A 15,403-nucleotide genomic window follows, 5' to 3' on the forward strand; every position below is an offset into this window, starting at 1 on the left:
CGAGCTGGCTAGTGGGTTCTGCAACAGCCACGGTCCTTTGTAAAAGGCCAAGCTACCTTCTAAGCGGAGTTTGTATCATTACTTAAACGTCCGTTTAAAAAATGATACAAATCCAAAATTGAGTAGTTTTGCCCTGTCACCTTGTCAATCCCCTACCCCTCTCGCTGACTGATGCCAGACTACGTTGCCTACTACCGCGTGAGCACCGCCCGTCAGGGGCAGTCGGGATTAGGACTTGAAGCCCAACAGGCCGCAGTGCGTACCTTCCTCAAGTCAGAAGAGCAGATCTTGGGCGAGTACATTGAAATCGAGAGCGGCCGCAAGAACACGCGGCCGCAGCTGATCGCCGCCATGCAGGCGGCCAAGGATGCGGGCGCCGTGCTGCTCGTGGCTAAGCTCGACCGGCTGGCGCGCAACCTGGCGTTCCTTACCGCGCTCATGGAAAGTCGCGTCCGCTTCAAGGCCGTCGATATGCCGGCGGCCGATGAGTTTACCATTCACGTGCTCGGCGCCGTGGCCGAGAAAGAAGCCAAGGCCATCTCTACTCGGACCAAGGATGCGCTGACGGCCAAGAAGGCCCGCGGCTTTCAGTTAGGGACACCGGCGAATTTGACCGTGGAGGCGCGGGCCAAGGGGCTAGAGCAACGTCAGATGAACGCGCAGACCCATTTGGCCAACCGGCAAGCCGCCGAGCTGGCTCGCCTGTATCGGAGTATGCAGTGGGACTACCGGCGCATTGCCGCCCAGCTCACCACCTCGGGCTACCGCACCCGGCGGGGCTGTGCGTTTACGGCGGCCGGGGTCCGCCGGCTCCTGCTCGGGCGCTCGTCCGCGGCAACAGCAGTATCAATTTCGTCATAAGGTATTGTTGTACACTACACACCAGCGGTGCTTACTTCATAGAGCCGTAAGCCACCCGTAAAATCACTCACCTGTTCCTATTCGCGGACTTACTCCATCTGCTTCTTTTTTTCAGTAAAGCTGAAGCCACAGGGGAGCTTATATTACGCTTAAAACGGTATAAGAAGTGCTGTTACAAGAATTGTTGTAATCAAATTACCATTTTTGTTAGTTAAATACAACTAAATAAGTTAGCAAACGTTTACTTTGCGGTCCATCAACTGACCGTACTATGCATGATGTTCACGCAATCCGGGTGCCTGAGCCCGGTCCCAATCCTTCTCTGCTACCCCTGTTCAGCTATTTGGTACCAGCAGGTTTTCCCTCCCCAGCATCCGACCATTTGGAAGGATTATTCGATATGAATCGGCTGCTGTTCCGGCATCCTGACGCAACGTACATGTTGCGCGTTGGTGGGGAAAGCATGAGTGGCGCAGAAATTCATACCGGCGATTTACTGGCCGTGGATAAGCACTTAGAAGCCGACCACGGGCACATCGTAGTGGCCGTTGTACAAGGGGAATGCACGGTTAAGCGCCTCGTGCGGAAAGGACAAAGCTGGTGGCTGATGCCAGCCAATCCGGCCTTCAAGCCATACGAGATTACCGATACCGATGAATTGCGCATCTGGGGTGTAGTAACCCATGTTGTCCACGAGTTGCTGCCCGGCCGGCAGCAAGCACTCTTACACAGCATTGATTAGCGCGATGTTCGGACTGCTGGATTGCAACAATTTCTACGTCAGTTGCGAGCGGGTTTTCCAGCCGCGCTACGAGGGGCAGCCGGTGGTGGTGCTCTCAAATAATGATGGCAATTTGATCAGTAGGAGCGCCGAAGCCAAGGCGCTGGGGCTGAAAATGGGCGATCCCTATTTTCAGGTAAAAGATCTGCTGCACCAACACAATGTGAAGGTGTTTAGCTCGAACTATGCGCTCTACGGGGATATGAGCCGCCGCGTGATGTATCACCTGCAGCAAGTAGCACCAGCCGTGGAAATTTACTCGATTGACGAAGCCTTTCTAGACCTGGCGGGGATGGAAACCTATTTAGGAAGCCTGGATACCTACGCCCGCCAAGTTCGGGAGGGGGTGAAGGGCCGAACAGGTATCCCGACCTGCGTTGGAGTTGCGCCCACCAAGACGTTAGCCAAGCTGGCTAACCGCCTGGCCAAGAAAGAGGCGGCGCTGGGCGGGGTGCTCTATCTGGATTCGCCCGAACGACGGGCCTGGGCGCTGCGGCACGTACCAGTGGGGGACGTGTGGGGAGTGGGGCGGCAATATGCGGCGAAGCTGGCGGCGGCCGGGGTGGACTCCGCGGCCGACTTGGCCCGCGTGTCGGATGCCTGGGCGCGGAAGCACTTGGGCGGCGTGGTCGGGGCCCGGCTGGTGCAAGAGCTGCAAGGTCGGCCCTGCGCGGGTCTGCACCCGTCGGAAGATGGAACGCTCAGCCGCCAAAGCATCAGCTGCTCGCGCACCTTCGGCAAGGCCCTATCGGCCTTTGATGATGTACTCGCAGCGGTGGCGGCGTTCCTCTCGCGGGCGGCGGAAAAGCTGCGGGCGCAGGGAGAGATGGCGCATGTGCTGACGGTGTACCTCAGCAAAAACCGCTTTGCTGCGCACATGCTGCCGCCTTTTTCGCGGTCGGCTACGCTGACGCTCCCCATCGGGCCTACGGCGGATACGACGGTGCTGCTCAGCTATGCCCGCCTGCTGCTCGGGCGCCTATGGGAGAAGGGAACAGCTTACACTAAGGCTGGGGTGGTCCTCGATGGATTGGAGCCGCCTGGCACAGGCCAGCAGCTAGACTTGTTTGCGGCGGCCCCGGCAGTTATGCCCGTCGAGAAGCCTGCCCTCGTTACCAAGCGGCCAGCCTTGATGGCCAGCCTGGACACACTGAATCAACGTTTCGGCCGGGGTACAGTGCAAGTTGCTACGGCGGTTCCGGCAATTGGCCACACTGTTGCGATGAAAGGTAAAACCCCGCCTCCCTGGCAAGGGAAGGCACAATGGTGTTCCCCAGCCTTTACTACCCGATTAGAAGATCTGATGGTGGTGCATTAGGGAGCAGTAGCAAAGTCCCACTCAACAAGCAAGAAGTTAGCTGGCTGTAACTCCAACTGTAAGCTAGCTCCACCCCCAAGGCGCCGGCCCCGACTCTGAAGGTAGAACGCACAGAAGAGATTGAATCACAAAAGGGAAGAAAAGACCCGGCTCCAGTCTTTTTTATGGCATTTCAATTCGGCAAACAGAATAGTCTCCCCTTGCCAGCCGACTATATCCCAACAACCCGCGTAGGTGTTGCCGCTGCATCACTGCTTTACCACCCATTGCTGGCTCTGACTATCCTTTATCAGCTTAAAGCCTTGGTCTAGATACACCCTCTGCAAATGCTCCTCGAAAGTAGCATCTGCCGTTTTCTTCTTTTCCACCAACGTTTGGTAGACAGGTTGCAAATCTTCCAGGCGAAACCGAACAGCTTCTTTACCAGACTCAATAATTGCTGGCCGCTGCTGTCGACGCTCCTGCGCCTGCTGATACTCTGTCACCAGATGACGCTTAGTAATTGCCGTGAATATCGAGCCGGCCAAGCTCTTCACTTTACCAAGCCGGTGTTTTTCGCGTTGAACCTTTACAACGAACAGGACATAATCTGAATCTACCTTCCCTTCCTCTAGTAATTCTAGTATAGTAGCCAAGCTACTAGGAGCCAGTCCTACTTGATATAACACCTCCTGCCATCCGCTAAGAGGAGGCATGGCCGCCTCTATTGACAATGGGATCTGCTTGAAAAGAAAGCGGATCTGCGCTACGCTCTTACCCTGGCGAATTAGTTCGTACTCAAATGGTAAATCAGTTCGGCTTAATTCTTCCTGCGCCCGATCTAATACGCGCAACCGAAATAGAGGAAACTGCTTATACTGTCCATCCAGATTTAATAATCCTTTCAATTCCTCAACCCCCATTACCCGATTACCAAACGTAGAATACTCTTTTAGCAGCCAGTATATGCGGTAAGAATGCGGACTTTTTAGCTTTAACAACTGCACTACCTGTGCCTTCGTGAAGTTACGGTGCAATTGCAGCAAATAAGGCATTACTTCATCATTGAACCGCACTCGTAGTGCCCCCTCCTCCCCTCTGTACTTAGCATAAGCCATTAGTGGAATTTTATCGAAGTCAGGTGCCACATTACGGCGCTCTTTACGCTGGGAAAGAGTTGGCCGCTCAATATGTAGGATGCGGCTTACCAGTTGGTCACACATTCCCGCTACCTGCTGGTAATCTTTACTACTTGGTCGCCGACCTGACAGGGCAACAATCTCCGTGAGCGGGATACGCATCTCTCGAAACTCATTATCGTCTCGTCCAATCCTGGAGAGCATAGCCATAAACAGCCGCATTTCTACCGTGCTGAGATCAAACCGAGCATTTACTAGCGCGTTATGCTGGACAACAATCTTACCATTGGGTTCCTCAGGTGGGATGGCATCGAATAGGACAGTTTGCATTATCACGGGCTAGGTAGGAGGCGAAGATGCAAAAGAATAGCATCTATTACAAGCTGCATTTCTTGTAATAGAAAGAGCCTGTATAAAGACTTCGCCCTATACCTTGATTCGTGCTTTGGTAATAGCTATAAGGTATCCTTTATCCCTCACCACAACTCCCTTTTGCCTGTCATCGTGGTTTCTGTAATGGATCGTCGTGGTTTTTGTAATAGGTCTGTCGTGGTTTTTGTAATAGATCGTCGTGGTTTTTGTAATAGATCGTCGTGGTTTTTGTAATAGATGTGCCTTTCAAATCACTGTAATTCAAAAGGTTATGACGCCTGTAAACCTTATAAACCTTATAAAATAAGGAACAACCTCTTTAAAAGGGAACAATAGGTCGTTTTTTTTAAGATGTTAGCTATTAAGGGTAAGGCATAGGAGCCCACCTGTTAGCAACTCTTTATCAGAGAGTTTTGAAGAAGTGTTTAGGTTTAGGTTTTTGCGCGGCGCGGCTGTCGTGGTTTTTGTAATAGATGAATGCGCACTGTAGGCCTTCTTTGGTTGTATACCTATTACAAAAACCACGACACAGGCTACTCCCCTCCCCTCTTTGGCTTGGTTAGCGGGCCATCTATTACAAAAACCACGACAAGCAACATCATAGGCAGCTATAATCAGGTTTCTAGGACTGCATTCCATTGCTCCAGCGATAGCCGTCGTGGTTTTTGTAATAGATGCATTACTGCCTGAGTTAGAAGTGCAGAAAAGAACAAGTCCACTACTGCTAAGACGGCGCAAGTACGGTGTAGGGTTAATTAAACAGAAGCTCAAGCCCTATCAGCGAAAGATCCGTTACGCAAGCGGAAACCCAAAACAGACTATTGTAGCCTTAAACTTCTTTGCTACTAGCATCTGGGGAAGACCTTATTAGTGAGGTGCTATGCCGGACTTTGGTTACTTATCACCCTTTTGGCTGGCTTCCTAATCCTACTCCTACTCTGCCACTGCATGTTCGGAGTTGGTAGCATACTTACCTCATTAGCTAAGAGCGTCCTGATCTTTCTCGCGGTTATACTGATAGAAGAATAACTAATTCGGTTAATTATTTATTAGTAAGGACTTTATGGTGCATTTTATGAATGATTCAAAATTTTGCAATTGGATTAACAGGCAGGCCTTTGGACAGTGTAGTGTCTGTAATATCTGTAGTGCTTGTAGCACTTGTTGTAACGCGTATAATTGTAATGCAAGTAGCTTATGTATTGGAAGTAGTATTTGTAGTAGGTGTGTTATTTGTAGCAGCTGTAGTAAGACAACTACATTGTAATTTAAGTAGCGCATGTAGTATCTGTATTGCTACGTAACAAGTGTAGTAGATGTATTAATAGTAATAACAGTAGTGATAGTAACGGTAGTAACATGAGTACTAGCAGTAACGATAGTAGCAACTGTAGTAGTTGTAGTGAACTTTTATATATTGCAGCTCACAAAGCACACTCTCTGTGTAATCCTTACAATATGTCAACAGCCACTCAGGAGCGCTCTTGTCGCGTGATTGCTATTACCAACAACAAAGGGGGCGTCTGCAAAACGACTACTACGGTTGCAGTAGGCGCTCAGCTCTCTGAAATGGGATACAAGGTTTTGCTCGTCGACCTTGATCCACAAGCCAACCTGACCAAGCATTTAATAGATCCTAACGCTGAATTTGAGATTGTTTTACACACTGGGGATGTACTAGCTGGATCAGCAACTATGCAGGAAGCCATTTTGGCTTATAGCTCCAGTGTGGAACAGGCCGTTGACTATACACTGCATTTTGTACCGGCCTCTTATTTGATGGATACTTACGAGAGCGCGCTTCGAAAAAAGCCAGACATGCCCAATCTACTGCGCAAGGCCTTGCGACAGGTTCGTCCGCATTATGACTTTATCCTGCTCGATTGTCCTCCTCAAATGTCGACTTATACCTATGTCGCTCTTGTGGCTGCTGATGGATTCTTTGTGCCCTCAAAGCCCGCAACCTTTAGCTTTGATGGGATCAAAAATGTGTGTGAGGCGGCGGAAGGAGTACGGGATCAACTCAATCCTGGCCTGCAGTTTTTGGGGGTTGGTATAATGACGTATAATCCCAGAATTGCCAGTAACGCCGAAAAGCTGGCAGTTAGTCGTATTGAAGAGTACGTGAGTACTTCGTATGGGCCCAACTACATGTTAGGCAACGTCAGAGTAGACAAGACAATAGAAGACGCCCAGTCTAAAGGGCGCATCATCTCTGAAACTGGACTCGACACCCGGGTAGGCAGAGACTACCACGAACTGACAACTAAACTACTTGAAGTCCTCAACTAACCTTTTGTACGATGGCATCTGATAATAAGCTTTCCGCTCGCAAACAACCGATGACTCCGGTAGCAACACGTTCGGCTCCTACACGAGTCTTTTTCCCTCCTGTAGAGAAGGAATCAGATGAGCCTGATGCTAGTCAGGAAGCTCCATCACCAGCAGCACCTGCGCCAACCGTCGATAAAAGGGCAGTGGGGAAAACGAAAGAGCCCAAACCAGTTATGGTCCCTCGGGCAATTAGAATATCACCGGAAAACTTAGAAAGGCTGGCTAATATGCTCGATACTGCTCCTCGGCACGTAACCAAACAAGTGTTGATGGACTTCATCTTAACTGACTTCTTTATGAGAAGCCCGGAACTGCCGGAACAGCTTCGTAGAAAGGGTCGCTAACAGATAGGGTAGGGGAGGAGCACCCTCCCCATAGGGCCCACAGTGGATATGACCGCGCTACTTAGCTACGCCCACCTCCTGCTGGAGCGACTGTTAGAGAAGGGCACGGCCTACCAGAAGGCTGGGGTCATACTCGACAGTTTAGAGCCGCCCGGCACGGGTCAGCAGCTAGACTTGTTCGCTGCTGACCCTGCGGTCAAACTTATTGACAACCGGGCCCTCGACGCCTTGAATCAGCGTTTTGGGCGGGGCACGGTGCAGGTTGCCACGGAGGTTCCAGCCCATGTCTACGCCGTTGCGACGTAAGGTAAAACCCAGCCTCTCTGGCAAGAGACAGCCCCCGGCCTTTACTAGCCGATTCGAAGAGTTGATGGTGGTTCATTAGAAAGCATCGGCTGGCAGCGCTTCTTGGCCCTCCCCCGAAATTTCTTTCGTCATCTGCCTCTACCTACTGGTGGATGCATTGCCTCACCTTCTTCTGCCGTGTCAATGTCTACTACCGTCGGATGCCCCGCCGAATCGCTGGTTCCTGAGCTTCCTCTTTGGCTGGTGACGCACTTTGGTCCTTCATCGCTTCAGAGGTTGGTGCTACGGATAAGGCCTGGGGCTGCTTATTACCGCGCAGGCTCTCTTTGAGCTGGTCGTTCCAATCGTTGGCCCGCGGCTTAACCAAGTCCAGCTTCACACTCATGGGGTAGGATAGAATCAGAGCCCGGTTAAAGTACTCCAGCGCCTCCAGCCGTTTCGGAATATGAAACTTATAGCTGTTGTCGGCTTCCTTGGTAGCTAAGATAAACTCGCTTTGCAGCGTGTGAGTGGGCGGGGCCTTCGGGCCGGCCAACTGGTAATACCCCTCGGTCACCTCCTGGTTGTAGTTCTTGGCTTGCTGGTGCAGCTTACTGAAGTATTGCTCTTGGTCAGAGTGGATGCTTACAGTCAGCATACCGGGCAATGTGCGCTCGATGCCCATCGGCGTGGACACGTGGGCAAGCCCCGTAATCAATTTGGTGTCGTATACGTGGCCATCCACGTCATTGTCGAAGCCCAGCTTCACCGACTTTAGATTGTGGTCCGTGATGAGCCGCCGAATCTCGGCCACCTTGTTGTCGGTGAGCTGGCCCGACGTGGACGCATACATCGTATTGTTGGGCTGCTTCAACTGATAGTGCGAAAGGGCATCAATGGCGCTTTCCGTTATCACAAGGGTACTGGTCTTATGCGTGCTGTTCGAAAGCCATAAGGCCGATGAATTCAACGAATCAGCCGCCTGCCCCCGAAAGCCCTGAGCCTTGATTTCCAGCCCAACAATCTTATCGTTGTAAACCTGCGGAAAAGCCGTGTTGACGAACTCATACCGCTGGCCCGTCTTGCTGGTGCCTTCGTGCATGTGGTTCAGTACTCGCCCTTTGAAATAGTGATTTTCCAGTGTTTCATTGCTCAGGCCGCGGGCGTTCAGGTAGCGCGTGTCAGTGAGCGGGGCAGTCTTTCGCAGGAAGTCGGGCACGTACTGATCACCGCGCTGCACCGGGGCAATAGTCTGCTGCAACTGCGGACTAAACTTGCGCTCCTGCTCAGGCATATTCAGGAAGCGGCGGGCGTTGTCGATGACACTGGCCCAGACGCTCTTGCCATTGCTGGCTTGAATCCCCTCAATGCGTGGGTTCTCAATCCGGTTCTTCAGGAAGTCGATTACACTGCCCTTGTCGCGGTCGTCAGCCCGGTTGAAGTACAGGAAGTCGCCGGATGGAGCCTTGTAAATGATCACCTGATCGAGGTTGGCATTGCCCCGATAATCGAACACGTGAAACTTGCCTTTATCGAGCGTAGGCCCGCTTTTCTGGCGGTTGTGCTGATAGCCGAGCGTCAACACCAAATCGACCAGGTTCAAGTCTTTCTTGACCTGGCTGAAGTTCAGTTCGGGTTCACGTGGCGGCTGCATAAAAGAGGGGAATGTTAGCGTACGGCATTATTGCAAGGGTGTGTGTGCGTGGGTACTAAGGGCGGGGTACTCGGAAAAAGAAAATCAGCTTCCGAAGAACTCGGAAACTGATTTTCGTAAAGCTAACAAGATTACATTCTCATTCTGGGCCGGGGAGCTGCAACCTCTTCCTTGGGGGTTGCCTTTATGACTTGCTTAGGCGTCTCGTGAAACTTAGGCTGCTGGGTCAAAATGGTGCGCTTGATGGGATCTAGCTGCATCACCGCATCAAAGCTGCGGTTCTGGTGAACCATGTTCTCAATTCGCACTGGCCGCCCCTCCTGCAACTCTTTGCGCTGCTCAGGCTGAAGCGCCACGCCGTGCAGTATCTTAGGTATCTCCAAACCCTTGCTGGGCACGGCCACCACCTTGTTCATCTCCTTGTCGACTGCCAGATAAGCAGCCTGCCCGTTCGCCCCCTTGGTGAGCACCACGCCGCCTTTCTCCAACTGCTCTTTCATCACCGGCGTAATCTCCTGGCCCTGGATCTGCTTAGGGATTTGCAGCTGGTGCTTCGGTAAGTCGAAGTGCAGACTAGCTACGCCCTGGGTGTCGCGGGTCATCACGAGTTTAGCCGGAAAGGAAACCGGCTCGCCCTCTTGGTTGCGAATCGAGAACGACGGAATCAAGTCGGTTTTCTTTCCATCCAGTAACTTTTGCAACTGACCGGTCTTTTCCAGTTCCGCCGCCTGCACACCCATTTTAGCCAGCAAGTCAAACGGAATATCCTCCCGCACAAAGCGTTTGGGTTGGGCACGATTACGTAGGCTTTGCTCGGCCAACGCCTGGGCCTGAGCCTTCAGTGCGGGGCTCAGCAAGGAAGCTACTTTCTCCTGCACGGCAGGCGTGGGCGTCAGATCGAGAACGGGCTTAGTGGCTGCCGGCGTGCCGGTGGCTGGGGCCACCTGCTGCGCGGGGGCGCTGGGGTGCTGGCTGGGACGGTGCACGTTGCCGGCCGTGTCGGTCAATTCGAGCTGGCCTTTCTTCACCACTTCCCAGCCGTCTGCCGTCTGCTTCATCTGGCCCGGCTCCGCCAATCCAACCTTGGCAATCTTCAGCCCACCGGTCGGCATCTGGTAGTCGAAAAACTTCTCCAGCGACTTCATGCCGTCGCCAATCAAGCGGGCTTGGTTCACCTGGGGGTTTACTCCAAAACGACCATCAGCTGTGATACCCACGTTTAGGGCGTCCATGGGGCTGGCCACCGCCTTGCGCTTTTCAATGACGCCGGTATCAGGCGTGGGGGCGTACTGGGTGAACTGAAGCGCCGGTGCCGGTGCGGGCTTGTCGGCCTGGCTCGACTGCTGCGCCACCGTAACCTGCTGCACCACGGCGGCGGGCTTCTCGGCGGGTGCCTGCACTGCGGCGGCCGGCTGAGCAGCGGGCGCGGGCTGCTGGGCACGAGCAGCGGAAGCGGCCGATTCCAACACGATGCTGGGGTCCCGCTTCTCGACGGGCTTGGCTCCTGCCTTCTGCGCCATGCTGAAGTTCTCAGCAAAGTTGCTGACGAAACTTACCACCACCCCATTGCGAATGGTGATGTTGAGCAGGCCCGCCCCATCCAGGGCTTGGCCGGCCTTCCGTAGGTTCTGGGCCTGCGGCATTTTCTTCAGCTCCGGGTCTTTCTCAATAACATCCCAGATGTTCTTGAGTACGTTGCTTACCGACTCTCCTTTCAGTGCGTCGGGCTGTTGTTGTGGCTGGGTGCCGACGGCTACCCCAATCACTTTGGCCGCCTGCTCGAGCTGCGTGGCCTCCACTATCTTCCCTCGCTTGCGCATGGCATCGGCTACCGGCTGCGCGTTTTTAATGAATTCATCCCGCGTTTCATCGACATTGATCGGGGTACTCTTCTTCGGAGCCGGGGCTAGCCCTACGGCTTGGGGAACTGGCTGTTCTCCAGCACTGGTTTTGGGTTCGGTTTGCTCAGACATATCGCTGTTAGTTAATGAGTTATACCGTCTGCCCCCACCGTGGGGCCAGCTTTAACAAATATAACAATTCACCGACGCGATATTGGTATTTGTAATATTTACTTTAAAAATAACAGATTATCTTACAAAATAATTTTTGTAATGGTTTATCCATCCAACGCTTTTACCATTGCAGTTACCTCTCTATCAATACCTTGTCTAAGGTTATGCACCTGATCAAGCACCGCTTGCATGTCTACGGTTTTTATTTCCTCTCCTAACCGCACCTTCGACAGGTTCTTATTGTCCTCCAAAATGATCCAATGCAGATTGTAGCCCCGGCGGTAGAAGAAAAGCAGATAAGCAATAAAGATCTCGGTACCGCCCGCCCCACTGCGTTCCATTGTACCAACCTGGTTGAGGGTAAGGCCCGTTTCCTCGGCCACCATTGCTATCGTCCACTTCTTCTCCCCGGGGCGGGCCAGCTCGTCCCGCAGGGCGGCCAGCCGCCGACCAATCAGCTCTTTATTCATTTTGCCTTTGCCGTTTAGTTTTGATTAAGTGTTGCAAGTTGGTATCACTCGCAATCCTATCCAATTCCTTCTTGATAATGCCGGCAACGTCAGCCTTGATAGCCTTGTAGTTATCGCGGATAACCTGCTCAGTATTATCCTCTCCGGTCGCTGTATCCACGAAACTGGTGATATCAGGAATATCTTCGTAAGTCGCCTCTTCCTTGGCGGTTTTGGCAATATCCACGACGATTTCAGCGTGAAACACCTTCTGGCTAATCACCTCCCCAAAGTTGTCGGCGACAGCTCCTACGAAGGTGCCTTGCGTCAGACTAGAAATCTTACTGGCTGGAATCATGCTGTCGAGTTGGGTGGAAATGCTGCTGCTCGTGTCGCGGCTGTTGACGCTCAGGCTCTGCCGCTTTTGCAGGATGCGGCCGAATCGCTTGCTTAGCATCTCAGCACTGTCGCCCGTTACCTGCCCCGAAATCACGGTGCCAAATAATTCCTGCAAGGTGGTGGATTCGGCCTTGCCATACTGCTGGTCGAGTTGGGCCTTGGTTTGAATGCCGAGGCAGGTGGAAACCTTATTGCTGCGCGCGGTAGCAATCAGATCCTCTAGGCCCTTGAAATAGATGGTCGGCAACTCATCGACAATAACCGATGATTTAAGCTTGCCTTTCCGGTTGATGAGCTTAATAATGCGAGCATTATAGAGCCCCAGCGCGGCCCCGTAAATACCTTTGCGGTCGGGGTTGTTGGCAACGCACAGCACCTTGGGCGCCTCGGGGTTGTTGAGATCGAGCGTAAAATCACTGCCACTCATCACCCAATACAGGGCCGGGGAAGCCAGGCGGGCCAAGCCGATACGGGCGCTAGCAATCTGCCCTTCCAGCTGGTCCATTGCCCCACCTTCAAAAGCTGACACGAACGGCTTGGCGTAGTTCTCCAACTCGTCATACGACAGCAGAATGGGAAACATCTCTTCGTACTCGCGCCCCAAAAACTCGATGACGTGGGGGAAGGTGCAATACTTGCCCTGCTCGTAGAGCTTAAGAAACCAGATGATGGACGCCACGAAGTTGATTGGCGACTCGACGAAGAAATCCCCCTGTTTCTGAATCCACGTCCGGTTCAGGTTCAGCATGATGGTAGAAGCCGATTCCGTGGCGTCGGCAATATCCGTCATCATAGCGGGCATGAGCGGGTTGCAGCGGTGGCTTTTGCCGGGGTTGTCAAAGTTGATGACGTAGAACTGCACCGGGTTTTTATACTTGTCCTGGTGCTTCATCAATTCGTTATAGGCTAGGCGGCTCAGGTCGGGAAACTTGTAGTCATAGACATACATAGCAAAGCCTTTCGAGAGGTGCTGCTTGATGAACTGGTTGATGACGGCAAACGACTTGCCCGAGCCGGGCGTGCCGTAGACCACCGTGGCCCGAAAGGGATTGACGATGTTGACCCAGCCCTGGCGCTGCTTGCCCTTCAGCTGGTAGCGGGTGGGCAGGTTCACCGAAAACTCGTTTTCCATTTTGCGCTCTTCCTGGGGAAACGTCTCGTTTTCCAGATTGAAAATGTCGCCCATCAGGTTCACCTTCAGCATCCGGCTAATGGAGTTGCCGGCGCTCAGCATCAGCAGAAACCCGACGAAGATGGCCCCACCATACAGGGCCGTGAGCATGGCCAGCGAGTAGGGCAAGTCCAGCAGCAGCGCACTACCAAAGAATAAGGTCAACCCCAGCACCAGACTTACTATAATGGGCGTCCACTTCTGCCCCTCCTTGGGCTTGCCTTTTGTTCCTAAGCACGAAAGCCCTAGGAATACCACTGCTGCTAGCTTCGTCACGTAGGGGGCGTGAAATAGGGCGGTTTTGGTGGTAAACTTGGTCAGTATCTTACCCGACCAGGCCGCTGTCAAGTGCTGCTCGGTAAAGAAGCCGTAGCAGTAGTAATACACGTGCAACAGTAAAAGAAACACGCTGATCAGGCGCATAAAGTCCATAATCTTCTTGAGTCCTCTTTCGTCTTCCATGATGCATTAAGTAAGGGTGGGGGAATGATTTTTATGTAACTGGCGGGCCTTAGAGCCTCGGCCGACGTCGGCGCCGACGTACTTCGTTCTCGTTGCGCTCGGCATCATCGGCGCCGCCACCGAGGTCGGCCGGGCCGCTTTTATCCTGTACACTTATCAGACTTGGTGCACCGTCGCCGGCACTGGCCAGCGCCGGGCCTGCGGCACGGCTACCACCTCGCAGGCCTGCGCCGGGCTGGTCGCTGGTGCGCAGGGCCTCGCGGCCGTAAGGGCTGAAGTGGTCGCGCAGCTGCTTGGCCTTGATACCCACGTCGGTTCCCTTCACGCTGGTTTCCTGATAGCGAAAGCTGGTGCCCACGAGCACGCCCTTGCCATCGCGCTTCAACACCACTTCTATCTGCTGTTCTTTGAGGCGGGCGGTCAGCTGGTCGAGGGACCTAATGTTGCCGTCCTGCATGGCAGCTGTAAGCTGCTCGCGCACATAATTGCGAGTGCCTTCCTTTTGGGGGGCGAGGTCGCGGGTGCTTTGCCGGCGCTCGGGCAAGGGCTTCATGCCCAGCTGCTCCCGAATCTGGCGGGTGGCCTTCACGTTCCGCACGTAGTTCTGATCACTGCGCAGGGCTGCCCCACCGTCAATGGGCACGCGGTTGATGTAGATGTGAATGTGCGGGTGGTCCTTATCCTTGTGCTCATAGACCGCGACCTGGTGGCGCTCGAGGCTGGCGCCCATCAGCTCACAATAGAGCTTGGCCGCCTCGACCTTTTGCACCTTGCTTACCTGCTCACCTGGGGCCCACGATAAGACCGTGTGCCATACCGGCAACTGAATGCGGCTGCTCATCTCGGCCACGGCCCGCATTTCCGCCGCCATCCCGGCCACGTCTTGGCTACCCATGTTAGCTATACTTAGTAGCTCAGCTTGCTTGTTGGTGCGGTCAGAACGCAGGCCCGCCCCGTACTCCAGCGCGCCGCTGAAGTCATTTCCGGTAACCGTTTTGGCTATCATTTGAGCGTTTCTAGTAGCCGGGAAAGCAGTTCGTTCAGCGTCTGCGCGCTGGTGCTAGTGAGTTTGCCCGCGTTGGCTAGGCGGGTGAGTTGGTTCAGATTGCTGCCAGTGGCGGCCAGTATACGCCGGAAATCGGGCGGAATCTTGCTGGTAATCTTGCGGCCCAGCGCGGCCCGACGCATGAACTCGCCGGTCTTTAGCCCCGCTTCCGCCGCCTTTTCCTCCACTAATTTTTTGTCCGCAGTGGAGATGCGGATGTTGATATGCTGGTCCTTTTGGCTTTGATCGTCGCCCTCTGGCGTCAGCCCTGGTAATGCTTCTACTTCCATTTCTGCTTCAGCTTATGGTCGTCTGACAAGACAAAGGGGAAATAGCTTGCGTCAATTTCCCCGGTGTCTTTGTGCGCACTTCCCCGCAGGGATTGTGCGCACAAAGACATGGCTTGCTGAACAACATTGAACATATGGGAAAGCTAATTCTATGAGACAAAGCTCTCTTGGAAAAACAATACTTCTCGACAAGCTAAACAAGTAGCTTAATACCGCTACTTGACCGGATTCCGACTGTACACTACCCCTATTCAAAGTCTGATAGATTGATAGTCTGATAAATATTTAGTCTGATGGATTGATAAATATTTAGTCTGATAGATTGATAAGTGACTAAACAGATAGTTGAACATTCATTTAAATAGTTGCCTAACTACATAGTGCTTTAAACTACTATCATAATATGCATTTACATGTTCAATCATTTCCAAAACTAACAAACGAAACAGATAAATAAATTGACTTTTTTACTTTTAAATAAATTTATATTGGTTTATCCAACCAC

The 15,403-nt window shown here is 52.9% G+C and carries 12 protein-coding genes; 5 read left to right on the forward strand and 7 right to left on the reverse strand.

The annotated features are described in order from the left end of the window. Window positions 1-171: 171 nt before the first annotated feature. The 3 genes from G536_RS25440 to G536_RS0100015 all read left to right on the forward strand — a co-directional run bounded on the left by G536_RS25440 (window position 172) and on the right by G536_RS0100015 (window position 2,960). On the forward strand, window positions 172-861 hold the full coding sequence (locus G536_RS25440; protein WP_022821533.1) for a recombinase family protein: 690 nt from the start codon (window positions 172-174) through the stop codon (window positions 859-861). A gap of 271 nt (window positions 862-1,132) precedes the next feature. Then, on the forward strand, window positions 1,133-1,603 hold the full coding sequence (locus G536_RS0100010) for a LexA family protein (protein ID WP_033369420.1): 471 nt from the start codon (window positions 1,133-1,135) through the stop codon (window positions 1,601-1,603). Window positions 1,604-1,607: 4 nt separating this feature from the next. Further along, window positions 1,608-2,960 carry a Y-family DNA polymerase gene (locus G536_RS0100015; protein ID WP_033369422.1) on the forward strand — a complete coding sequence of 451 codons (1,353 nt, stop codon included), beginning with the start codon at window positions 1,608-1,610 and terminating at the stop codon, window positions 2,958-2,960. 248 nt (window positions 2,961-3,208) lie between these two features. Here G536_RS0100015 and G536_RS0100020 read toward each other — a convergent pair whose 3' ends face one another. Continuing rightward, window positions 3,209-4,408 carry a replication initiation protein gene (locus G536_RS0100020; RefSeq protein ID WP_022821536.1) on the reverse strand — a complete coding sequence of 400 codons (1,200 nt, stop codon included), beginning with the start codon at window positions 4,406-4,408 and terminating at the stop codon, window positions 3,209-3,211. Window positions 4,409-5,908: 1,500 nt separating this feature from the next. Between G536_RS0100020 and G536_RS30055 the strand changes: the two genes are divergently transcribed. Further along, window positions 5,909-6,742, forward strand: coding sequence for a ParA family protein (locus tag G536_RS30055; protein ID WP_022821537.1), 834 nt, complete (start codon window positions 5,909-5,911; stop codon window positions 6,740-6,742). Between the two features lie 434 nt (window positions 6,743-7,176). Next, the gene (locus G536_RS0100030) at window positions 7,177-7,434 is read left to right on the forward strand and encodes a DUF4113 domain-containing protein (protein WP_022821538.1); all 258 of its coding nucleotides are present in this window, start codon (window positions 7,177-7,179) and stop codon (window positions 7,432-7,434) included. Between the two features lie 190 nt (window positions 7,435-7,624). On the opposite strand, the gene G536_RS0100035 is transcribed toward G536_RS0100030, so the two are convergent. From G536_RS0100035 to G536_RS25455, 6 genes are all read right to left on the reverse strand, one after another. Beyond that, on the reverse strand, window positions 7,625-9,067 hold the full coding sequence (locus G536_RS0100035; RefSeq protein ID WP_022821539.1) for a toprim domain-containing protein: 1,443 nt from the start codon (window positions 9,065-9,067) through the stop codon (window positions 7,625-7,627). A 131-nt stretch (window positions 9,068-9,198) separates the two neighbouring features. Further along, entirely contained in the window at window positions 9,199-11,040 is a 1,842-nt protein-coding gene (locus G536_RS0100040) for a DUF4099 domain-containing protein (RefSeq protein WP_022821540.1), read from the reverse strand. A 146-nt stretch (window positions 11,041-11,186) separates the two neighbouring features. Beyond that, window positions 11,187-11,552 (reverse strand): hypothetical protein, encoded by a 366-nt coding sequence (locus tag G536_RS0100045; RefSeq protein ID WP_022821541.1) that lies wholly within the window; start codon window positions 11,550-11,552, stop codon window positions 11,187-11,189. Beyond that, window positions 11,545-13,563, reverse strand: coding sequence for a conjugal transfer protein MobC (gene mobC / locus G536_RS0100050; protein WP_022821542.1), 2,019 nt, complete (start codon window positions 13,561-13,563; stop codon window positions 11,545-11,547). The genes G536_RS0100045 and mobC overlap by 8 nt, the downstream gene beginning before the upstream one ends. A 49-nt stretch (window positions 13,564-13,612) precedes the next feature. After that, entirely contained in the window at window positions 13,613-14,569 is a 957-nt protein-coding gene (locus tag G536_RS25450) for a relaxase/mobilization nuclease domain-containing protein (protein WP_022821543.1), read from the reverse strand. Then, entirely contained in the window at window positions 14,566-14,898 is a 333-nt protein-coding gene (locus G536_RS25455; RefSeq protein ID WP_022821544.1) for a plasmid mobilization protein, read from the reverse strand. The genes G536_RS25450 and G536_RS25455 overlap by 4 nt, the downstream gene beginning before the upstream one ends. Between the last annotated feature and the right edge of the window lie 505 nt (window positions 14,899-15,403).

It is taken from the genome of Hymenobacter norwichensis DSM 15439, assembly GCF_000420705.1.
GTDB classification, from domain to species: Bacteria; Bacteroidota; Bacteroidia; order Cytophagales; family Hymenobacteraceae; genus Hymenobacter; species Hymenobacter norwichensis.